The organism is Methanobrevibacter sp., from assembly GCF_045603845.1.
Lineage (GTDB): Archaea > Methanobacteriota > Methanobacteria > Methanobacteriales > Methanobacteriaceae > Methanocatella.
Genome location: NZ_JAZUMY010000010.1, coordinates 1 through 21,320, shown reverse-complemented (window position 1 = coordinate 21,320; position 21,320 = coordinate 1). Strand labels below are relative to the sequence as shown.

At 34.1% G+C, this 21,320-nt stretch carries 23 protein-coding genes; 6 read left to right on the top strand and 17 right to left on the bottom strand.

All coding sequences use genetic code 11. The annotated features are described in order from the left end of the window. Nucleotides 1–26: 26 nt before the first annotated feature. The 5 genes from ACKI2W_RS00965 to ACKI2W_RS00945 form a co-directional block, all read right to left on the bottom strand. Nucleotides 27–263: a hypothetical protein gene (locus ACKI2W_RS00965; protein WP_407378607.1), complete on the bottom strand. Its 237-nt coding sequence runs from the start codon at nt 261–263 to the stop codon at nt 27–29. Between the two features lie 135 nt (nt 264–398). Continuing rightward, entirely contained in the window at nt 399–545 is a 147-nt protein-coding gene (locus ACKI2W_RS00960; RefSeq protein ID WP_407378605.1) for a hypothetical protein, read from the bottom strand. Nucleotide 546: 1 nt separating this feature from the next. After that, nucleotides 547–945: a secondary thiamine-phosphate synthase enzyme YjbQ gene (locus ACKI2W_RS00955; RefSeq protein ID WP_407378603.1), complete on the bottom strand. Its 399-nt coding sequence runs from the start codon at nt 943–945 to the stop codon at nt 547–549. 54 nt (nt 946–999) lie between these two features. After that, nucleotides 1,000–1,554, bottom strand: coding sequence for a hypothetical protein (locus tag ACKI2W_RS00950; protein WP_407378601.1), 555 nt, complete (start codon nt 1,552–1,554; stop codon nt 1,000–1,002). A gap of 53 nt (nt 1,555–1,607) precedes the next feature. Next, entirely contained in the window at nt 1,608–2,810 is a 1,203-nt protein-coding gene (locus ACKI2W_RS00945) for a right-handed parallel beta-helix repeat-containing protein (protein ID WP_407378599.1), read from the bottom strand. Nucleotides 2,811–3,119: 309 nt separating this feature from the next. Here ACKI2W_RS00945 and ACKI2W_RS00940 point away from each other — a divergent pair, with 309 nt between their 5' ends. Together ACKI2W_RS00940 and ACKI2W_RS00935 are read left to right on the top strand one after the other, a co-directional pair. Next, nucleotides 3,120–6,491: a right-handed parallel beta-helix repeat-containing protein gene (locus ACKI2W_RS00940; RefSeq protein ID WP_407378598.1), complete on the top strand. Its 3,372-nt coding sequence runs from the start codon at nt 3,120–3,122 to the stop codon at nt 6,489–6,491. A 162-nt stretch (nt 6,492–6,653) separates the two neighbouring features. Then, on the top strand, nt 6,654–8,105 hold the full coding sequence (locus ACKI2W_RS00935; RefSeq protein ID WP_407378596.1) for a zinc ribbon domain-containing protein: 1,452 nt from the start codon (nt 6,654–6,656) through the stop codon (nt 8,103–8,105). Here ACKI2W_RS00935 and ACKI2W_RS00930 read toward each other — a convergent pair. The 6 genes from ACKI2W_RS00930 to ACKI2W_RS00905 all read right to left on the bottom strand — a co-directional run bounded on the left by ACKI2W_RS00930 (nt 8,102) and on the right by ACKI2W_RS00905 (nt 12,278). Continuing rightward, a complete protein-coding gene (locus ACKI2W_RS00930; RefSeq protein WP_407378594.1) occupies nt 8,102–8,320 on the bottom strand; it encodes a hypothetical protein in 219 nt (72 codons plus the stop codon). The genes ACKI2W_RS00935 and ACKI2W_RS00930 overlap by 4 nt on opposite strands. An 8-nt stretch (nt 8,321–8,328) precedes the next feature. Then, a complete protein-coding gene (gene rpiA, locus ACKI2W_RS00925) occupies nt 8,329–9,015 on the bottom strand; it encodes a ribose-5-phosphate isomerase RpiA (RefSeq protein ID WP_407378592.1) in 687 nt (228 codons plus the stop codon). 14 nt (nt 9,016–9,029) lie between these two features. After that, nucleotides 9,030–9,467 (bottom strand): UPF0179 family protein, encoded by a 438-nt coding sequence (locus tag ACKI2W_RS00920; RefSeq protein WP_292799020.1) that lies wholly within the window; start codon nt 9,465–9,467, stop codon nt 9,030–9,032. Beyond that, a complete protein-coding gene (locus ACKI2W_RS00915) occupies nt 9,468–10,511 on the bottom strand; it encodes an NAD(P)-dependent glycerol-1-phosphate dehydrogenase (protein WP_407378590.1) in 1,044 nt (347 codons plus the stop codon). 74 nt (nt 10,512–10,585) lie between these two features. Further along, complete coding sequence (locus ACKI2W_RS00910) at nt 10,586–11,809, bottom strand: ATP-binding protein (protein ID WP_407378588.1); 1,224 nt, start codon at nt 11,807–11,809, stop codon at nt 10,586–10,588. A gap of 103 nt (nt 11,810–11,912) precedes the next feature. Next, nucleotides 11,913–12,278, bottom strand: a complete 366-nt coding sequence (locus ACKI2W_RS00905) for a hypothetical protein (RefSeq protein ID WP_407378586.1) — start codon at nt 12,276–12,278, stop codon at nt 11,913–11,915. A 114-nt stretch (nt 12,279–12,392) separates the two neighbouring features. Here ACKI2W_RS00905 and proS point away from each other — a divergent pair, with 114 nt between their 5' ends. The 3 genes from proS to thiD are packed head-to-tail and all read left to right on the top strand — an operon-like array spanning nt 12,393 to nt 15,218. Then, nucleotides 12,393–13,799 carry a proline--tRNA ligase gene (gene proS, locus ACKI2W_RS00900; protein ID WP_407378585.1) on the top strand — a complete coding sequence of 469 codons (1,407 nt, stop codon included), beginning with the start codon at nt 12,393–12,395 and terminating at the stop codon, nt 13,797–13,799. Between the two features lie 9 nt (nt 13,800–13,808). Then, entirely contained in the window at nt 13,809–14,480 is a 672-nt protein-coding gene (cofC, locus tag ACKI2W_RS00895; protein ID WP_407378583.1) for a 2-phospho-L-lactate guanylyltransferase, read from the top strand. A gap of 3 nt (nt 14,481–14,483) precedes the next feature. Then, complete coding sequence (thiD, locus tag ACKI2W_RS00890; RefSeq protein ID WP_407378581.1) at nt 14,484–15,218, top strand: bifunctional hydroxymethylpyrimidine kinase/phosphomethylpyrimidine kinase; 735 nt, start codon at nt 14,484–14,486, stop codon at nt 15,216–15,218. Nucleotides 15,219–15,244: 26 nt separating this feature from the next. Here thiD and ACKI2W_RS00885 read toward each other — a convergent pair whose 3' ends face one another. The 4 genes from ACKI2W_RS00885 to ACKI2W_RS00870 form a co-directional block, all read right to left on the bottom strand. Next, complete coding sequence (locus ACKI2W_RS00885) at nt 15,245–15,991, bottom strand: ABC transporter ATP-binding protein (RefSeq protein WP_407378579.1); 747 nt, start codon at nt 15,989–15,991, stop codon at nt 15,245–15,247. A 9-nt stretch (nt 15,992–16,000) separates the two neighbouring features. After that, entirely contained in the window at nt 16,001–16,741 is a 741-nt protein-coding gene (locus ACKI2W_RS00880; RefSeq protein ID WP_407378577.1) for an ABC transporter permease, read from the bottom strand. Nucleotides 16,742–16,846: 105 nt separating this feature from the next. Then, nucleotides 16,847–18,988 (bottom strand): heavy metal translocating P-type ATPase, encoded by a 2,142-nt coding sequence (locus ACKI2W_RS00875; protein ID WP_407378575.1) that lies wholly within the window; start codon nt 18,986–18,988, stop codon nt 16,847–16,849. Nucleotides 18,989–19,013: 25 nt separating this feature from the next. Next, nucleotides 19,014–19,283 (bottom strand): DUF6110 family protein, encoded by a 270-nt coding sequence (locus tag ACKI2W_RS00870; protein ID WP_407378573.1) that lies wholly within the window; start codon nt 19,281–19,283, stop codon nt 19,014–19,016. Between the two features lie 371 nt (nt 19,284–19,654). On the opposite strand from ACKI2W_RS00870, the gene ACKI2W_RS00865 reads away from it, so the two are divergent. Further along, nucleotides 19,655–20,599 carry a CPBP family intramembrane glutamic endopeptidase gene (locus tag ACKI2W_RS00865; protein ID WP_407378571.1) on the top strand — a complete coding sequence of 315 codons (945 nt, stop codon included), beginning with the start codon at nt 19,655–19,657 and terminating at the stop codon, nt 20,597–20,599. 37 nt (nt 20,600–20,636) lie between these two features. On the opposite strand, the gene ACKI2W_RS00860 is transcribed toward ACKI2W_RS00865, so the two are convergent. Both ACKI2W_RS00860 and ACKI2W_RS00855 read right to left on the bottom strand, forming a co-directional pair. Continuing rightward, nucleotides 20,637–20,966 (bottom strand): carboxymuconolactone decarboxylase family protein, encoded by a 330-nt coding sequence (locus ACKI2W_RS00860; RefSeq protein ID WP_292798269.1) that lies wholly within the window; start codon nt 20,964–20,966, stop codon nt 20,637–20,639. 180 nt (nt 20,967–21,146) lie between these two features. Beyond that, a partial coding sequence (locus ACKI2W_RS00855) for a DUF86 domain-containing protein (RefSeq protein ID WP_407378719.1) occupies nt 21,147–21,320 on the bottom strand: 174 nt, incomplete at its 5' end.

The following is a 21,320-nucleotide window of genomic DNA, read 5'->3' as shown; positions in this document are numbered from 1 at the left end:
TTAATAGATGGAATCAACAAAATATTTCATTGATACAGAGTTCTTTTTAAGTCTAAGGCATTTGTCCTTTCATTTCCTTTACCCAAAGCTGCTAAATCATGGATTTTAGGCATTTCCTCTTTAAAAGTTAGTATAACTCTACCATCACTGTCGATATCCCATCCAACAATAGTATCCTTTGTTATATTGAATTTTTTCCTTATTACAGAAGGTATTGTTGTCTGATTGTTCGCACATATTTTTGTATTTGCCACATTAATCATATAATCACCTAACTATTACTTTAATATTAATTATAATTTAAATCTAATCAGAGAGGTCTGATAAGTAATATTTTATTAGCCATTGTTATATACTATTAATGAAATAAAATATTCATTGAAATTTATTAGAAATATTCAATACCACGTCTTTTTCATCTGCACATCTATCTGTTCATAACTGACATTTGCATTATGAGTAACATCAAACGGCAAATTAGTTAAAAGTATTGCTATTACAATGACCAAAACGACAAGTATTAAAATTATCAACCACTTTTTCATTTTAATCACTTATGAATTTTAAGTTGACTGTCCTATTATTTCTCGGCCCGTCCAACTCAACAAAAAATACTGACTGCCAGGTTCCCAGGTCCAACTTTCCATCAGAAATTGGTAATGTTTCACTTGAAGAGAGCAAAAATGATTCAAGATGAGATTTCGCATTGTTATCAATGCAGTCATGCTGCCATGAATGCCTATCTGAAATCAAATCATTCAGCATCAATTCAAAATCTGCCAAAAGGCCTTTTTCATTTTCATTGACAACAATAGCTGAAGTGGAATGCCTGGAAAAAACATTTACAATACCTGAATCAATATCTATCTCCTGATTAATCATAGAGGTGATATCAATTATTTCAAAATGCCTGTTTGAATTTAGAATAATTTTTTTAGATGACATTATTAATTAATTTATAAGAACTAGTATAAAAAATAAGAAAAAAAAGAGTTAATTTTAATCGAACTCATTTTTACGTCTATATCCATATAAGAATACTGCAACGATAAATAGAAGCGCCAATACAATTACAATTGAATTGTCCTGCAAAGGATTTGCTTTTTTACTAACCTGTGATAAATCATAGGCAGTTCCCTGATTTTCAGAATCTCCTGGAGAAGATGAATCACCGGAATCGACACTTCCTGATTCAGCAGCATTTTCCTGACCTTGTGACTGTTCTTCTTCACCGGTTTGAGAACTGGACTGTGATAATATATCAGAACTGTTTGTACCGTAATTAGCTATAGCAGTGCCTTGATTATTTGATACAGTATTAGTAGAATTGCTGTTCACATTTAAAGAACCTTCATTTGAAGAAGATCCTCCCTGACCATCATTGGATCCGTCAGTTGAATTTGATGAACCGCTGTTGGAACCTGAACCAGATGAAGAACCTGACCCTGTTCCGGAGCCGCTTTCACCATTAGAATTAGAACCTGATGAAGACCCACCGTTATCGCTGGAAGAAGGAGAATATTTTTCTACAGTTTCCTTACGGTAATCAGGCACTTTTTCACCATGTTTTATTTCAACTTCATGGCTTTGACTTGAATCCGTTTCAACTACTCCTTTACCGTTTTGAATCTTAACACTGTATTCCTTGCCGTCAACAGTAATCTTTTGGTCAAAGAATGCGAAATCGTTACAGGTTCGCCGTCTTCATAAATCTGAATACCTATACCGTTAGATATGGATGTAAAATCCATAGTTAATATCTTTGCAAGAAGCATAGGACATATAAATGTATGTACATCATCATTTGAATCGAAATAATTAGGTCCTAACTTGAACTGTTCCTTTGACGGGTTGTTTTTAGCCTGGAAATTTTCATTATGCATTAATGCATTATATGAAATGTCAGGTTTTTCTTTGTTGACAGTTTCATACTCTTCACCGAACAAAAAACCGTTACCAGTTTCAAAACCACCCAATTCAGAATCAGGGTCCATACGGTTGAATTCCAATGTATTATACATGAATTTATCGCCGCTTGACTGTGCATCCATATAAATACCATTAATATTCTCATAAACATGATTGTAAGTAACATTATTATTGGAAGACCTGTTGTACATTGAAATTCCATTGAATGAATTGAAGAAGATCTCATTCCACCAGATATTTGATGAATACATGTTTGATGTTTCAATTCCTGATCTTCCGTTGTTTCCTATGGTGTTATTGAATATTGAAATGTTTCTTATATCCTGAACCTGAATACTGTTTAAAACGGCATCATGAACATAATTATTGTTGATTTGAACATTATCTGAGTTTTTAACCAAAATATTGTTTACTGCCTGAGAAACAGTGTTATTTTCAACAATAGTATTAGATGATTTATCTAAAATGACAGCATAATCAGCGCCGGCAGCAATTATATTGAATCCTGATAGGATACTGCCTGAACTGTTTTGAGTAAAATAGAATCCGAAAGTATTGTCAATGCCTGCCTTTTTATTGGCGGAAGGATTGACGTTTATTGTACTATTTTTATTTGAAAAGATTTTCAACTGTTTGTCGATGATTAAGGAAATATTATCATAACTTTCGGATGTGAATTCAAATGTATCCCCATTACTAGCGTTGGAAATAATCGTTTGAATTTCATCATTAGACAAGTCTGAAGTTATAAAATAATTTGTTCCATTGTTAAAATTCTCAATAACATCACCATCAATTGCAGAAACAGTAGAAATCATACATAATGTAAATAAAAATATGAACAATATATTAAATACAATGTTAAGTCTTTTTATATTCATAAAAACTCTACTCTCGATATGTATTTTAAATCATAACAATTTAACTGATTTACACTTAGATTTATTAATCGTTATGCAATATAAAGTTTTGGAAAACAAGATTGAAAATAAGGATATATAACTGTTTATTCTGAATAACAATCAAATATAACATAGTTATGAAAATTTATTTAAGTAGAAATTAATATACAATATACCATTAAATGTATATCGAAATAATATTTTTTACATTTAATAATATTCAAATCGAGGAATAATATGGATACTAAAAAAATAATTTTATCAATATTTTTAGTTTTTATTGTCCTTATGAGCTCAAGCATGGTATTTGCTGAAGACATATCTGACGACAGTTCTTCACAAAGCGATGTGCTTGCCGTAAGCGAAAATGACAATATTCAAACATCTTCCGAACAGACAATAAGTGCTGGTTCAAACAGTACAACCATTCAAAATACCATTAATGGCATGTCAGACGGAGATACATTAAATTTTGAACAAGGAACATATACAGATATTTGTATATATATCGATAAAAGCATCACAATCAACGGAAACGGAGCAACCTTAATCGGATATTCATCTCCAGGTGCAAACAATACAAATATCCCTGAAAAAGTTAGAGCAACCACTGCTGAAGGAGGATATGCTGTTACAAACTTTGCGACGGTATATTTATTAAATGCAGAAAATATTGCAATGAGTGGATTGAAAATTGTAGGTCTAGATGATTCAATCTACTCCAACGCAGCATTATACCTCAGTCAAGCAAAAGGAGTAAAAATTGACAACAACACAATCGAAGGTTCATCCTGGGGTATTTACATGACAAGCTCCCCTGACGGAACTGTCTCCAACAACCTGATTGAAAACCAGAAAACCACAGGATTTTTAAACTTCGGTTCTGCCAGAACTTTAATTACCAACAACACCGTAATCAATGCTAAAAACCACGGTATTGACGTAAGACACGGAACCGGACCAAACGTACAGGTAATCAACAACACAGTAATCGGCTCAAAAGAAGGAATCTATCTCATGCACTCCAAAGGCCATACTGCAACACAAAACACACTCATTAACTGTTCAATCAGTTCAATAACCTGTTACGGTTCATCTGCAGTTAACTTATATGACAATACAATGTACAAATCAAGAATTGGCGTATTGTTAGGTGGAGGATTCTCAGACATTACAATCGGAGAAAACAAATTCCAACTGGATAACTTGCCATTCCCTCCAACATTTGTCTATTATGTAGCAACCGCACAGTCAGCTTATCAAAGTGCAACCAACGATATTGGAGTTTATACTGATTCAAGTTCAACCAACGAAACTTACTCAAACATTACAAATATTCCAACTCCAAAAGAGATTGTAATCGATTATGACACAATCTTAGCTCCAACAGGAACCACATACAACGTTTCTGCTGATGCAAGTTCAACAGAAATACAATCAATCATTGACTCAATGACTGATGGAGACACTTTAAGCTTTGCTGAAAATGCAGTATATGAAAACATTTCCATTTACACAGATAAAAACATCAAAATACTCGGTAACGGTGCAACATTAATCGGATATGATAATCTCAACAAGGAAAATGTGCCTGAAAGAGTAAGAAACCAAAGCAGTGAAGGCGGATATGCAATTACATATTATGCTGTATTATACACATTAAACAACACAAATGTTGTTATTTCAGACTTAAACTTCATAGCCAGATTCCCTGGATACAACACTGCAACTGTAGGTGCAACAACCGAAGAATATAAGACCGCAGGAATTTTTGCTGACACAAGTACTAACTTAACAATAACCGGATGTGACATTGCAGGCGCATCATTCGGTATATTCCTGCAATACTCCGGAGATTCAGTCATTACAAACAACAAAATCCATGATCAATACACAAACGGTATGATTAACTTCGGATCACCTAGAGACATAATTGCAAACAACACTATTTCAAATGTTGTAAACCACGGTATTGACGTAAGACACGGAACCGGACCAAACGTTATTGTATTCAACAACACCATCAACGGCGCTAAAGAGGGAATCTATCTTATGCACTCCAAAGGACATATGGTATACAACAATACCATAATGAATGCTAAAATAGCTTCAATTACTGCATACGGATCTGAAAACGAATACATCTTTAACAACTCCATGATTAAAAGTAGAATTGGTCTTTTACTTGGTGGAGGATACAAAAATGTAACTATCGGTCCAAATACTTATAATTTAGACTCCTTACCATTCCCACCAACATTCGTAACATACATTGCATTTGCAGACAGTAAATACCAAGGAGCAAGTCAAGTTCAGGGAACATACAGTGACGGTGCATACTTACCTCCTGCTACAATCATAGCTGAAGATTTAACCTGCAATTCAACCAAAGTCAACTATGACGTAATCTTGAAAGATTCATCAGGTATCGAAGTAGCTAACGGAACCTTAAACATTGAATTGAACGGAGAAACCTATACTGTTGTCACAAATGAAAACGGTACAGCAAGCATTGAAGCAATCTTACCAAATGGAAACTACACTGTAGTTGTAAACTTTGATGGAAATGATAAATTAGGTAAAAAAACCGAACAAGCAATCATTTCTGTAGACAGTCCTAAAACAGTTGACTTATCAGCTCCTGAAATTGAACTGTATTACAAAAACGGTACAAGATTTATAGTAACATTAACTTCAAACGGAACTGCAGTAAGCAATGAAACTGTTATCATTATGCTCAACGGCGTAAACAACACCCGTAAAACCAATGAAAACGGCACCTGTTCAATTGCAATTAACTTAAATTGCGGAGAATATGATGCTGTTGTTTACTATAACGGCAGTGACAAATACGACCCTGCAATAACCAATTCAAAAATTACTGTTTTAAGCACAATTTCTGCAGAAGACGTTACAAAAGTCTACAGAAACGGAACCCAATATTATGCTACTTTCACCGATGGCGAAGGTAACCCATTAGCTAACGGTACTGAAGTAAAATTCAACATAAACGGTGTAATGTACATACGCAAAACCAATGAAAACGGTACTGCTAAATTGAACATTAATTTAAACCAAGGTACCTACATATTAACTGCAACCAACCCTGAAAATGGTGAAGAAACTGCTAATACCATTACAGTCATTCCAAAAATCGTTGAAAACAGTGATTTGGTTAAATATTACAGAAACGATTCACAGTATGTTGTTAGAGTTTTAGGTGATGATGGAAACCCTGTTGGTGCAAACGAAACCGTTACATTCAACATAAACGGTGTGATGTATGAAAGAAAAACCAACGCATCCGGATACGCTAAATTAAACATTAACTTAAATCCTGGAACTTACGTTATCACTGCAATGTATGGCGGAAGCCTTGTTGCAAACAACATCACAGTTAAACCTGTTTTATCAGCTGAAGACGTTTCCATGAAATATCTTGACGGAACTCAATTCAAAGCAACATTGCTTGACGGTCAAGGCAGTCCGTTCGCTAACCAGACCATTACTTTCAACATCAACGGAGTATTCTACAACAGAACAACCGACAGCGAAGGTATAGCCAAGTTAAACATCAGATTAATCGCCGGAGAATACATTATCACATCAATGTATGAAAACGGCGCAGCAATCGCAAACAAAGTTACAATTACTTCATAAGTGAATGAACTATCATTCACTTCTTTTTTTAATTTTTTCGTTAACCTTAAAAATTCATCAGATTAAGGAATAACTAAATTTAAAGCTAATTTTTAGTTAAAACTAAACAATAAATAGAATACTTTAAATATAACTAGTTTTAAAATAAGATTAAGTGATTGTATGGAAAAAACAAATTATTTAATAAGAGAAAACAACACCCAAAAAGTCTATCTGACAGAAAATACCATCGACATAATTCCTTTATTAAATGAAACTTACCCATATATTATTAATTCAATGAATGATGAGCATTTTATTCTAAAAAGTGAAAAATGCAATTTATTTAAAGAATTAGTTTATGAAAATAAGGTGGTTGGCTTTTGCTCCTATGATTTTTCAAGAGAATTTATGACGGCTGCCTTAAATAACATTTACATATTGCCTGAATTCAGAGGAAATGAATTGTTTTTAGAAGAACTTCAAAAAACCATGGAAGAACATAATAAACCAAGCATTATCGAACCTACAAGGCATATAGTTGAATTGTTAATTAAATATGGCTTTGCTAAAAGGATTAATGAAAATATTGTCGCCAGCGCCATCGAATTCATAGTTCCCGGAGCGCATGTGCTGACAAACAATGAAATCGAAAATGAAGAGGAACTATCGACCCATTATTATGATTTAAATATCTGCGCCAGCATACACCTGCTGGACACGGAAAAATGCACAATAGCATATAGCCTGCCATTAAATGATGATATATTAAGATATGACTGCATCGAAAACAGATCCAAACTTAATGAAGAATATTTCAAAAACATCAAAGATGCTTATGTGAATAATCAGGAAGAAATACTTGAAATTTTAGTTGATTTGGAAGAAAATCTTCCTGTGAAAACGTATTCTATCGAAGAAGTGATTGGAACTGAAGAAGAACTGTCCATGTATATTGAAACATTAATTGATGATGCCCACATCACACATGGCCAAGCATTGCAAATCAGGAATCAATTAAAAGAAGAATATGAGGCAGGAATGCTTTTAAATGAATCACTGCTAATCAGATTAGCATACCTGTTTAATGTCCCTGAAGAGCCAAGGCTGATTACCCATGATGAAAAATGTCCGTATTGTGAAATGCCTATTGATGACCATGACAGATATTGCCATTACTGCGGAATCAACTTAAACTATAATCCGGATGATGTCGAAGACACACTAATCAGCTCCATTGACCAGTTCAACAATAATCTGAATATTTCAGAAGACATCAGATACATTGCATATAAATTTCTGAAAATGATAAATGAAAACATAAACTTTGAATATGCCATGTTTATGAGCCAGAGCAATTACAGTATTGACTTTAACATATTGAAAAAGTTTCTGGATGAAAACAAGCTCATTAAAAATAATAAGATAACAGATGAAGGAATTAAATTTATAAAAAATCATCCATTATACTACTATGAAAAATACCAAATGGATATTGTGGATTACACCAAATTTGAAGAATATTTCTGGCAGAATTCAGATTTGGACGGCAAAGAAATATGTTTAAGATTCCTGGATAAATATGATGACGAATATATTGATGAAATAAAAGAAGAAATTAAAAAAAGCCACTAATAGGACTTTCTTTTTGATAATGCAATATATACGATGAATATTCCAACCAATAATAGGACTATTTGTGGGAAAATCGCAAATATAATAACTGGAATTAACTTTAACTCAGCCAGTATCCACAAAATAGCATATATGATAATCACGATTCCCAAGAGAAGTAGGAATTTGTTCAGATAGCTTCTTATTGTATATTCATCTAAACCTGGAATAGGCATCAAATCACCTATAACTCTTTAGTGCCGTCAGATGTTCCAACAATTACACGGTCGACCATTTGTGAAAATATTCCGTTTTCAACAACACCAGGAATTGAGTTCAAATCAATTTCCAAATGTGCAGGACTTTCAATCTCATCGAATTTGGCGTCAATTACAAAGTTACCGTTATCCGTTATTACAGGACCATCTTTTCTTTGGGCCATTCTGATTTCGCATTCAGCACCCATATCCTCCAAAGCCTGAATGACAACACGGGATGCATCAGGAATTACTTCTACAGGCACGGGAAAAGTTCCTAAACTTTCAACAACCTTAGACTCATCCACGATGACAATAAATTCCTTTGCGGCATAGTCCACTATTTTTTCTTTGGTGTGTGCTGCCCCACCACCTTTAATAAGATTAAAGTCACCGTCAACTTCATCTGCCCCATCAACAGACAAATCAATGTCGTTTTCTTCCAAAGTGGTAATTGGGATATTCCATTTTTTAGCAAGCAGTAATGATTGGAATGAAGTAGGGATTCCTTTGACTTTTATTCCTTCTTCAACCATCCTCATACCAACTTTTTCAATGAAATAATGTGTTGTAGAACCAGTTCCTAATCCTAAAACCATTCCATCTTCCACATATTCAGCAGCCTTATATCCTGCGTTCTTTTTACTGGAGTCATTTTTACTAGCATTTTTCATAACAAACACCAACATTAAATAACAAAGCCTAAAGTAAGTTTATTAAGAATTAATCCTTTTTTACAGCCTTCCTTATGTTTTCCCTGATTCTTTAAAACAATACATTTATCATTTTCGATTAAACCTTCAGGGAAACACAGGTCATGATATTCACAATAATCATCACAATCAGGAGCATTATAAGTGAAAGTTGATCCTTCAAAGATATTTTTGGAAGTGGTCAGCACTTCAATTTCAGCTCTTTCAACTTCAACAGGAATTACCGCATTTTCTGCATGAATCGGACATTTCTGCTCATTATCCTTGACATCAGTAATCACATATTTTCTGTTTACTTCCAAACTGCCTACGCAAGATGATTTGAATCTGCAACTTTCACATTCTTCAGCCGGACCTAAGAAAACAAATTCTGTTCCTTCACTTGCCAAATCCTTACCAATCAATGTAATCATCTAAATCACCTCAGTATTATGTGCCAATTCATATGCGGCATCTTTTGAAATTCCGTTATCTCCCAAAATAGTATATCTGTCAGGCCTTATTTTATGAGCCATCAATAATGCTTCAATAACATCCTCATCAGAAATTCCCAGTTCCTTAGCGTTAATTGGTGCTCCGACAGCTTTAAGACAGTCCCTTATGAATTTCCAGTCATCACCATAAAGAGCCATCATCAATATGCTTCCGACACCACACTGTTCCCCATGCAATTTAGGTTTTTCAAGTATCTTGTCGAGAGAATGTGAAAACATGTGTTCAGATCCGCTGGCCGGTCTGCTGGAACCTGCAATGCTGATTGCGGTACCGCTGCTGAATAATGACTTCATAACAATCCTGGCACTCTCTTCAAGTCCAGGCTTGATATTATGAATATTGTTTGTAATCAGTTTAGCAGACATTATTGAAAGTGAAGCCGCAGATTCACTATACTCGACAAATTTCAGCCTATGAGCCAATTCCCAATCCTTGACTGCAGTGAAATTGGATATCAAATCGGCACAACCTGCAGACAAAAGTCTGAATGGAGAATTTGCAATAATATTACTGTCCCCAATAAGGGCAATCGGTGCATTGGCCTTAACGGATGTGGATCTGTCAGGATTTTTAATTGAAGCTAAAGGAGATACAATACCGTCGTGTGAAGCTGTTGTAGGCATGGAAACAAAATAAACATTCTTATTGAAAGATGCGTATTTTGCAACATCAATTATTTTTCCTCCGCCAACACCGATAACAAGAGTATCGGAGTCAATGTATTCTTCCACTTCACTTACACTTTCAAATGAAGCATCATCAATAATTTTGACATCAACTTCATAATTATTCTCTTCAAGGTTTTCAAGCACATATTTGGCTCCGGCATCATAAGTATGATGGCCTGTGATAATTAAAGCCTTTTTTGACAGGTGCAAACCTTCTAAAATCTCAGCGGTTTCATAGATGACGTCAGGTCCTATGTAAACCTCACGAGGCATTTGTATTTTCCTATGATTCATAAATATCTCCTAAAAAAATAACTATACATTTTTATATATGAAATCATTATATTAAATAACTTTTCTTTTGAAGTTTAATAGAAAAATTCCCTTAAGAATTTAATTATATTAATATGCTCAATCCCTTCCATTGAATAATCTTCTTTATCCATACTTAAAACATACTTGGGATAATTATCTTTTATTAACATTAATGGCCTGAATTCACGTTCCTTAACATCATCATCTTCCAAATGATAAGCTACCTGAACATAGAACTTCTTATTATTTTTTCTACAAACAAAATCAATTTCATAATCGTTAAAACAACCTACAGTAACTTTGCAATCATTTCTAAGTAATTCAAGATATATGATGTTTTCAAGAATTTTACCAACATTTCGTTGCTTTTCTTCAAGTTGAGATTTATAGAAACCCTGATCCATCAAATAATATTTTTTAGACGCCACAATTTCCTTTTTACCCAACAAATCTTCTCGTGTAATTTTTGAGAATATATATGCATTTTCAAGATAATCCAAATAATTATAAATTGTTGATTTTGTGATTTTCAAATCATGCTTTAGATATGTGTAAACTGAGTGAGCAGAGACTAAATTCCCGATATTTTCAACAAGAAACTTCGTGATTCTATTAAAAAGACCAATGTTTCTTATTTCAAAACGTTCCACAATATCATGCAAAATTATTGAAGAGTATAAATCATTTAAGGAAACTTCTTTATGATTTTTTGAATCTATTGTAACAGGCAAACCACCATAATTAAGATATTCATTGAAATAATTTTCAATTTCAGTATTCAATTCATTGTTCGATAATGGTTCTGAACCCAATTCTTTTTTATAATCAATGAACTCATTGAAAGAAAAAGGATACATTTCTATTGATATATAACGTCCTGTCAAGAATGTTGCAAGTTCTTTTGACAATAGTTTTGAGTTTGAACCTGTTATAAAAATACTTACATTAGACAATTTAAAATAACCATTAATGCTTATTTCCCACTCGGAAACATTTTGAATTTCATCAAAAAATAAATAAGTTTTGTTTTCATGATTTTCAAGAAAATCCAACACGATATCATCCAATTGTTCTCTGGTCTTAATATTATTATATTGTGGGAGTTCAAAATCAATTAAAAGAATATCCTCTTCATTAACACCATTATTTATTAAATAGTCAATGATTAAACTGAAAAAATAGGATTTACCACATCTTCTAATTCCAGTTATTATTTTAATCAAATCTACATCAATGAATGTGCTAATCTTATTCATATATAATTTTCTTTCAACCATTATGCAATCTCCAAACAATTATTTTATAAAAGACTATTTATTAAAAATTACTAAAATAGTTTTCTATAAAATACTATTTATTAAAAATTACTAAAAAAGTTTCCTATAAAAAACTATTTCCCAAAAAACAACAAAAAAGTTTCATATAAAAAACTATTTTTTTTTCATGATCCCATGGATTATCATCAAACCAAGGTTCAATACCAGTCTTTTCAAAAAACGCATCATCCCAAGTAGGATCATAGTTTGTCTGTTCCTCATAAGGGTCAAAACTATATGATGAATAGTTTGATCTTCCATAATAATTTGAATTAGATCTTTTTGTTTTTGAAAAAGAATTCTCTGATGATCCAACACCTGAACAGAAAGCACCAACTAGAAGAAAAACTGCAATACCGAATATAAAACCCAACAGGTCAGAAAACCAATTGGAACTGTAATACAATGCACCAGTGATTAAACTAATCATATTTAATTTTGTGTATTAACTGTTATTAAAATATTTCTATTATATTAATTCGAAAGTAATTATATAACTGATTAGAGACTAATATATTAATATTATAAATAAAATTTAGGTGATATGGTGGAAAATTTTAGCGAATGGTTTCATGACATTTTAGAAGAAGCAAATATTACTGATTCAAGATATCCTATCAAAGGAATGGCAATTTGGATGCCTTACGGATTTAAAATAAGAAAATATATGCTTGAACAAATCAAAGAACTTTTAGATAAAGATCATGACGAAGTTTTATTCCCATTACTCGTTCCGGAAGGAGAACTCGCAAAAGAAGGAGAACACGTTAAAGGATTTGAAGAGGAAGTTTACTGGGTTACAAAAGGTGGAAGAAACGATTTAAATGAAAAATTAGCTTTAAGACCAACCAGTGAAACTGCAATCTACCCAATGTATGCATTATGGATTAGGTCACATATTGACTTGCCAATCAAATATTATCAGGTAGTCAACACATTCAGGTACGAAACAAAACATACCCGTCCGTTAATACGTGTTCGTGAGATTACAACATTCAAAGAAGCACATACTGCTCATGCAACAAAAGAAGAATGTGACAAACAAATTGAAGACTTTATTGAAATTTACAAAGAATTCTTTAACAGATTCGGAATTCCTTACCTAATTTCCAAAAGACCTGTATGGGATACATTCCCTGGTGCTGACTATACGATGGCTTTTGATATAATCATGCCTGACGGAAAGACCTTACAAGTAGGTACAATACATAATTTAGGCCAGACTTTTGCAAAAACATTTGATATCACCTTTGAAGATAAAGATGGAGAACACAAATATGTTTACCAGACCTGTGCAGGAGTATCCGACCGTGTTGTTGCATCAATCATTGGAATTCATGGCGATGAAAAAGGTTTGCGCCTTCCACCAGTGGTTTCACCTAACCAAGTCACAATAATTCCAATTTTATTTAAAAAAGGAAAAGAAGAAGTCATGGCAAAATGTCTGGAAATTAAAGAGTCACTTGAAAATGCAGGACTTCGTGTAAACATCGATGACAGGGACATCAGACCTGGAAAAAAATTCTACGACTGGGAATTGAAAGGAACCCCATTGAAACTTGAGCTAGGACCAAGAGATCTGGAAAACAATATCACCATAGCAATGAGACGTGATGAAGGAGAAAAAATCAAACTGGCTTTAGATGACTCCCTAGTCGATAACATTAAGGATTTGCTTGACAAATCTTATGAAAACCTTAAGGATTCAGCATGGAAGTTCCAGGAAGAACATATCAAGTTCACAGAAAATATGGATGAAATCGCTGATTTGATTGAAGATGGAAACGTTGTTGCCGTTAACTGGTGCGGTGATGAAGACTGCGGCAAACAGATTGAAGAAAAAACAGGTTATGACGTTTTAGGAACTTATAAAGATGCTGAAGATGGAGCCAAATGTATTGTTAGCGGAAAAGACGCCAAATATGTTGCATTAATTGCAAAAACCTATTAAGTGATTTAAATGGATGATATTTACGCAATAATACCTGTCAGCAAATTCAAAAATGCCAAAACAAGATTATCTCCCTTTTTATCTGAAGAAGAAAGGGAAAATCTCCTAAAGGCCATGCTTCATGATGTTACAGACACATTAAAAAAACATGTTGACAGGATATTCATCATCAGCAGGGATGAGGACGTGTTGAGCTATGCCGAAAAGCTGAACCTTGATACCATTTTAGAGGATGAAAATTCCAATCTTAACAAAGCCTTAAAGCAGGCAATGAAATACTGCAAAGGAAAAGCGAAAAAGGTTATTATTGTCCCGTCAGATGTGCCATTAATCGGAAAAACCAATGTCCAGATGCTAATTGATGCATCAAAAAGCCTTGACTTTATCATTGTCCCATCAAAAGGCGGTGGAACAAACATGATAATCATGAAGCCAATGGCGATACACACCAGATTTGAAGGTTTCAGTTATGAGGAACATCTTCAGGCTGCCGAAAGGAAAAAACTGAATCCTCAGGTTCACGATTCATTCTTTATGGCACTGGATGTCAATACCGCACAGGATTTGGGTGAAATCATGATTCACGGCAAAAAGACACACACAAGAAAATATCTGAAAGAACTGAAAGTTAACGTCGAGCCTTTCCGTGGAAGCGAACGTTTAAAGGTTACCAGAGGATGAACAATGGTAGTGATGTCAATTGCAGGTGTTGACCCGTCAGCAGGTGCGGGAGTCTTTGCGGATTTGAAAACATTTCAGGCAATAGGCGTTTACGGATGCGGAGTTGTAACTGCACTAACCGCCCAAAATCCAAACAGAGTCTTTTCAATCAGCCCTATTGATGTTAATTACATTGAAGAACAGATTGATGCTGTTTTGGATGCATACGACATCACCTATATTAAAACAGGAATGCTTTATTCCCCTGAAATTATCGAACTGGTCGGAAATAAGATTACTGAATATAATTTAAAGGCAGTAATTGATCCGGTCATGGTTGCAACATCTGGAGGAGATTTGACAAAAAACGATTTGGCCGATGCTTTAAATAAATATCTGCTTCCGAAAGCCATTCTAACCACACCAAACATATCTGAAGCTGAAAAACTAACTGATTTAAAAATAAACTCGAAAGAAGATGCCATTAAAGCAAGTGAAAAGTTTCCATGCGACGTACTGATTACAGGAGGACATCTTGACGGTATCAATACAATGAATTTTAGTGGTGAAATTACCATTGAAAAGCAGGAACTGCTAAAAAGCGATAATCTTCACGGAACAGGATGCAACTTATCTTCTGCAATAGTTGCATATCTTGAAAAAGGAAACAATTTGAAAACATCCTGTTTGAAATCTTTTGATTATGTCTATGAAGCCATTAAAAATGGAGACTACGGCACATTAATAGCAAAAATTTAAAAAAAGTAAAGAAAATAGCTTTAAAGCTATTCTTCCATATCTAATTTATCAACGATTGATTCCTGAAGAGCTAAAAACTCTTGGGATTCTCTTTTTCTTGGCCTTTCCAAATCAACATCAATGATTTCATGGATTTTACCAGGGTTTTTGTCAAGAAGGACAATCTTGTCTGCAAGATACACTGCCTCATCAACATCGTGGGTTACAAAAACGATTGTATTTTCAAACCTTTGCCAAACTCCTATTAGCTGTTCCTGAAGCTTGTGTCTATTTTGCATATCCAATGCAGAAAACGGTTCATCCATGAGCAAGATTGGTGAATGATTAAGCAAAGATCTAATAATTGCGACCCTTTGTTTCATACCACCTGAAAGTTCATGAGGATAGCTATCTTTAAAGTCCAGTAAACCGACACTTTTAAGATATCTTTCTGCCGCCTGAATGTTTTCCTCTTTGGAACCTCCTGAAATCTCAAGACCGAATGTTACATTCTGCAGAACAGTCAGCCATGGGAACAGTGAATACTGCTGAAAGATTACTGCCCTGTCACCGGACGGTTTTTCCACAACTTCCCCATTTGCTACGACTTCACCGGAAGTAGGATGATCAAGACCTGCAATCAAACGAAGAAGAGTTGTCTTACCGCAGCCGGACGGTCCAAGCAGACATACCAGTTCACCGTCTTTAATATTCAAGTTAATGTTTTCCAAAACAGATAAGTTCTTTCCTCTTCCATCAAAGGATTTGTTAATATTTTTAATTTCAATTGACATTCAAGACACCTACCAGAAAATCCTTTTTTGTGCAAGTCCGAATACATAATCCAGGACCAATCCAATTAATCCTATAACCAACATACCGACTACAGTAGTACCTGTGTCAAAGAGGTTTGTAGCCGTTAAAATCATATAACCCAATCCGCTGCTTGAACCAATCATTTCAGCGGAAATTGTACACATCAATGCAATTCCGACACCGACCTTGAGTCCTGAAACGATATATGGAACAGTAGAAGGCAATATTACTCTTCTTAAAACATTCCAGTCATTTGCACCTAAAGTCTGGGCGGATTCTATCAGCACCTTATCAGTTCTTTTTACACCGTCAATAGTATATACCAAAATCGGGAACACACAACCCATAAAGATAATGAATACTGCCGGAACGGTTCCGATTCCAAACCACAAGATTGAAAACGGAATCCATGCAACAGGAGGAATTGGCCTTAAAATACTGATAACAAAGGATGCCAAATCTTCCAAAGTCTGATACCATCCAAGAATAATTCCCAAAGGAATGGCAACAACAGAAGCTAAAATCAGACCACAGAAAACTTTGAATAAAGTATCTACAGTATTTTTAAGCAGTTTTCCAGATTCTATAATATTGATTGCTGAGAAAAATACATCAACAGGACTTGGCAATACGTAAGGCCTTATTAAATGAAGACCACCTGTTATGACGTACCAAAAAATAATGATTGCAATCGGTAAAATAAACGGTAAAATTTTTCTTTTATTCATCTCATCACTTAACTAAAAATTTTATACACAATTAGATTTGAAACTTATTATATTAAAAGTTTAAGAAAAAATAAGAAAAAAATGTAGAAAATTAATTCTACATAATTAAGCGGCATCCGCCACTTCGATTGCTTCAACTTGAATTTCATTAGGGTCTCTGTCATCAAGCACGGATTTTGTACTTAACGCACCGAAAAGCATTGTGGATAAGTTATGCACCATTGAAGATGTTGCAGGAGTGATAACACCTAAAACTCCCAGTACAAGCAGGGTACCGTTTACAGCAACGATTCTGCGATAGTTTGTATTGATTTTATCAAACATTCCTGTACTTAACTTTCTCAATGTAATTAAGTCATGCAAATCATCTGAGAGAAGTGAAATGTCTGCCACTTCACGTGCTATATCTGATGAGTTTTTCATGGACACTGAAACGTCAGCCGCTGCAAGGGCAGGTGAGTCGTTTATTCCGTCACCGACCATGATAACAGTTTTGCCTTCAGCTTTAAGCTCTTCAACAATTCTTGACTTGTCTTCCGGAAGCACCTGTGAACGGTACTGCGTGATTCCTAAAGCTTCAGCGCTTGATTTGGCTCCGCTTTCACTGTCTCCGGTAAGCATTATAACATTTTCAATGCCTAATGACTTAAGCTCCTCAATGACATATTTTGCCTCTTCACGCACAGGATCATCAATGCAAATCAGACCTTCAAGCTTTCCGTCGATTGCCATGTAGACTACAGAATGCTCATTTACTTCTTTTTTGATTTTCTTTTCCTGAGTTTTATTGATTTTAATACCCTCATCATCAAACAGGAAGTGTCTGCTGCCTATCACAACACGTTTGTCGTCATAATGGGTAGCAATACCGTGAGCTACGATGTATTCCACTTCACTGTGGTCTTCCTCATGCTTGATTCCTTCCTCTTCAGCCTGTCTTACAATAGCTGTTGCGATACTGTGTGCAAAGTGCTCTTCGATACAGGCAGCCATTCTCAAGATCTCTTCCCTGGTGTACCTTTTGGTCATCGGGAATACATGAACGACCTTAGGAGAAGCATTTGTCAGAGTTCCTGTCTTGTCAAATACAATGGTATCTGCGGTAGCATATTTTTCAAGGAATTTTCCTCCTTTAACCATCATACGGTTGTCTGATGCTTCACGCATTGCAGATATGATTGACAATGGAGTTGTAAGCTTGATTGCACATGAAAAATCAACCATCAATACGGACAATGCCTTTGTGGCATTTCTAGTAAAGAGATATGTCAGTGCGGTTGCAAGGAAACTGTAAGGAACAATTGAATCTGCCAGTTTTTCAGCTTTGCTTTGTGCATCGGCTTTTAGCTCTTCTGAGTTTTCAATAAGGTCAATGATCTTGTTAAGTCTGGTTTCCTTATTGATTGAATAAACCTCAACAATAATGTTTCCTTCCTCAATTACTGTTCCGGCATGGACTGTTTTGCCAGGTCTTTTGTGAACGGCCAACGGCTCTCCTGTCATTGAAGCCTCATTAACCATTCCTTCGCCGTCAACTACTTTTCCATCCACAGGAATTACATCGCCCATGTGGATTTTGATTTTATCTCCTTTTTTAATATCCAAAGCAGGACATTGCTCTTCTGTACCGTCATCATTTACTAACCATACGGTATCAATATTCAATGCCAAACTGTCCTTAAGAGTGCTTTTGGCTTTCTGTACAGTATAGTCTTCCAATGCATCAGAAATGGACAGCAGGAACATCATGGAACTTGCAGGTGCGAAATCTTTCATATATAATGCGCCGGCAACTGCCGCTCCATCAAGAAGTGCCACATCAATACGGAAATCAGTAAGACTGTCCAATCCTTCCCAGATGTATCTTGTAGCTCTCAATACAGTTAATATATTTTTAAGCCTGATTGGGAAAAATATCCTTCCGAATAACCTGTATCCAATCATTTTAGTTAATTTCAATATAAAGTCATCAGTGATTTCTTTTGAAAGCTGAAGCTGAGTTGCTTCTGCTTCAAACAGATCATCCAATGTGATGGAATCCAAAATCTTGAAAATTTTATTTTTGTTGGAAACGTCATCATAATAAATCAGAATACTTCCGTTTCTGTGTGATGTGTAAACCTCATGGATAAAATCATTTTCCAAAAGTAATGAAGCAAGACCATAGCCTTCCTTTTGAGTGAAAGCCCATTGGCCTGAACGAACCCTCAGGCGGGTTCCTTTATCATACATTACTTGATATTTCATTTTTCTTACCTTGATAAAAAAAATCTTATTCTTTGTCTTCTTCAACGTAAATTTCTTTTTTGACTTCGGAGTTTGCGTCGACAACGATGTCTTCTGCGTTTTCTCTCATGTCCTGGTAGCATTCTTCTGCATCTTTTTTAGCAGCTAATACTGCTGCCATACCTTTGGTACATGATTCTTTAACAGCTTCTGATTCTAAGATTTTTTTACCAATTATAGCGGTTGCAATTCCACCAGCAAAAATAAGTGCATGTTTATGTTTCATTACAGTGTCAACATATTCTTTTTTAATCATTTTTTCAATCTCCCGTAATTTTTTATCTATTGGAAAATGTAAATTCCAATAACATTATTATTTTTATTGACAATATTATTTAAATTTTAGGCAAACCTAAAACATATGTAATTTTTACGCATACATAAATTTTAACTTTTGTCTAAATTATGCATTGTCTAATATAATATTAAATAATAAGTAATATATAAAATATTCGATTTTTAATAAGTTTTAGGCCAAACTAAGAATAATTATTAGGCTAAACTTAATTTAAATTTACGTGCATCAAAATAATTTTTAGTCATTCCAAAATTAATTTCATGATTCAAACAAAAACTTTATTAACAATTAAGTTAAATATAAATTACACTATATTGGAGATTAAAAAAATGGACGAACATAAAGAAACATTTTCAAAAATCGGCTTTAACTATTTGCTTCTGGCACTGATACCAATAATATTTCAAATCATCATAGCAAATATTGTATCCTTGGTTGATGTCAATCTGTTGAATGACATTAACATTCAGACAATAATAGGATCCATAACTAGCTATATCCTCATATTTCCGATTTTTATATATCTGATGAGAAAAATCGAAACCGTGAACATCGATAAAAACAGACTGAATGTTATAGGTTTTTTAAAATGCATATGCATAGCAATAACTCTGATGATAGCGGGAAACCTGATTGGAACGGTCATAACCACACTGATTGGAAACACAATGTCCAATGAAGTTATAAACCCCGTAGAACAGCTGATTGAAAATTCAAGCATCTACATTAACCTGCTAATAATATGCACAGTGGCACCAATCTTTGAAGAAATATTTTTCAGAAAGATTCTAATCGAGAGAACAATTAAATATGGTGCGAAACTGTCCATAATTTTGTCCGCATTAATCTTTGCACTCTTTCATGGAAATCTGAGCCAGTTTTTCTATGCATTTCTCCTTGGAGGATTTCTGGCATATCTCTACATAAACACAGGCGAAATCATATACCCTATTATAATACATGCCTGCGTGAACTTCTACGGATCTGTAGTCAGCATATTTTTCAGCTCAGCAGCAGAAAACATTGCTCAGGGAATAATGAATATCTGTGACATTGGAATAATTGCACTTTATTTCATAATATTGGTTTCGGCTCTCTTTGTTGGACTATATGAAATATTTACGAAATACAACAAAATTGAATTGAATGATTCAAAAAGAGAGACTTATCTTGAAAAACCAGCGCAAACAGTGCTTGTAAATGCAGGAATGATTTTATTAATAATATACTTCATTTTAAAAATATTAACATCACTAAATATAATAGTGATTTAAAAAAATAGTAAATAAACTTCAAAAATTAATTTGAAGCTTAATCCATAGTTTCCAATACACTGTTTAATATCTGCAGGGATTTTGAAAATGCAGGCATACCTGAAGTCAATAATACTACCCTTAAAACATCAACGATTTCATCTTTGCTGATGCCTAACACTTCAATAGCACTTTTGATTTGTTTTTTGGTTGCTCTTGGATCTGCACGGGATGCTGTAATTCCAATAGCTATTAATTTTTGGGTTTTGTAATCCAGGATTTTTCCATCCCACACAGTTTCATTCAAATCAGACACAAGTTCATACAATTCAGGATATTGATCTTCCAATTCACGAATACCTTTTCCGTAATATACATCGCCTTTCATATTAACCTCTCTCCAAAATAATTTTAATTAATTAATGATTTAATTTTTAAGTTATATATAATTAATAGCTATTTAATTAATACCCGCATCTACAATACTTAAGCAATGCAATAACACAGGTCGTTGTTGGAAACATAATACAAAATCAAAAAAAAACTGTTAAAAAAAGTAAATGGATTGTTACAAATTGATATTTTTCAACTTAACTAGCTTTTCTTTTAATTCAGGAACTTCAACTGTCAATGCATACCACATAACATCAAATTCTGCGGATTCATATTTATGAGTCATGATATTACGCATATCCTTAATACTACGCCAAGGAATATGATTATAATTTTCTTTAAAATCATC

Coding starts and splice junctions, on each gene's coding strand:
- ACKI2W_RS00960 (WP_407378605.1), bottom strand. CDS start 545: ATGAAAAAGTGGTTGATAATTTTAATACTTGTCGTTTTGGTCATTGTA.
- ACKI2W_RS00875 (WP_407378575.1), bottom strand. CDS start 18,988: ATGAAATATCAAGTAATGTATGATAAAGGAACCCGCCTGAGGGTTCGT.
- ACKI2W_RS00905 (WP_407378586.1), bottom strand. CDS start 12,278: ATGATTAGTTTAATCACTGGTGCATTGTATTACAGTTCCAATTGGTTT.
- ACKI2W_RS00955 (WP_407378603.1), bottom strand. CDS start 945: ATGTCATCTAAAAAAATTATTCTAAATTCAAACAGGCATTTTGAAATA.
- rpiA (WP_407378592.1), bottom strand. CDS start 9,015: ATGAAAAATGCTAGTAAAAATGACTCCAGTAAAAAGAACGCAGGATAT.
- thiD (WP_407378581.1), top strand. CDS start 14,484: ATGGTAGTGATGTCAATTGCAGGTGTTGACCCGTCAGCAGGTGCGGGA.
- ACKI2W_RS00920 (WP_292799020.1), bottom strand. CDS start 9,467: ATGATTACATTGATTGGTAAGGATTTGGCAAGTGAAGGAACAGAATTT.
- ACKI2W_RS00870 (WP_407378573.1), bottom strand. CDS start 19,283: ATGATTAAAAAAGAATATGTTGACACTGTAATGAAACATAAACATGCA.
- ACKI2W_RS00965 (WP_407378607.1), bottom strand. CDS start 263: ATGATTAATGTGGCAAATACAAAAATATGTGCGAACAATCAGACAACA.
- ACKI2W_RS00945 (WP_407378599.1), bottom strand. CDS start 2,810: ATGAATATAAAAAGACTTAACATTGTATTTAATATATTGTTCATATTT.
- ACKI2W_RS00860 (WP_292798269.1), bottom strand. CDS start 20,966: ATGAAAGGCGATGTATATTACGGAAAAGGTATTCGTGAATTGGAAGAT.
- proS (WP_407378585.1), top strand. CDS start 12,393: ATGGTGGAAAATTTTAGCGAATGGTTTCATGACATTTTAGAAGAAGCA.
- cofC (WP_407378583.1), top strand. CDS start 13,809: ATGGATGATATTTACGCAATAATACCTGTCAGCAAATTCAAAAATGCC.
- ACKI2W_RS00865 (WP_407378571.1), top strand. CDS start 19,655: ATGGACGAACATAAAGAAACATTTTCAAAAATCGGCTTTAACTATTTG.
- ACKI2W_RS00935 (WP_407378596.1), top strand. CDS start 6,654: ATGGAAAAAACAAATTATTTAATAAGAGAAAACAACACCCAAAAAGTC.
- ACKI2W_RS00885 (WP_407378579.1), bottom strand. CDS start 15,991: ATGTCAATTGAAATTAAAAATATTAACAAATCCTTTGATGGAAGAGGA.
- ACKI2W_RS00930 (WP_407378594.1), bottom strand. CDS start 8,320: ATGCCTATTCCAGGTTTAGATGAATATACAATAAGAAGCTATCTGAAC.
- ACKI2W_RS00880 (WP_407378577.1), bottom strand. CDS start 16,741: ATGAATAAAAGAAAAATTTTACCGTTTATTTTACCGATTGCAATCATT.
- ACKI2W_RS00940 (WP_407378598.1), top strand. CDS start 3,120: ATGAGCTCAAGCATGGTATTTGCTGAAGACATATCTGACGACAGTTCT.
- ACKI2W_RS00915 (WP_407378590.1), bottom strand. CDS start 10,511: ATGAATCATAGGAAAATACAAATGCCTCGTGAGGTTTACATAGGACCT.
- ACKI2W_RS00910 (WP_407378588.1), bottom strand. CDS start 11,809: ATGGTTGAAAGAAAATTATATATGAATAAGATTAGCACATTCATTGAT.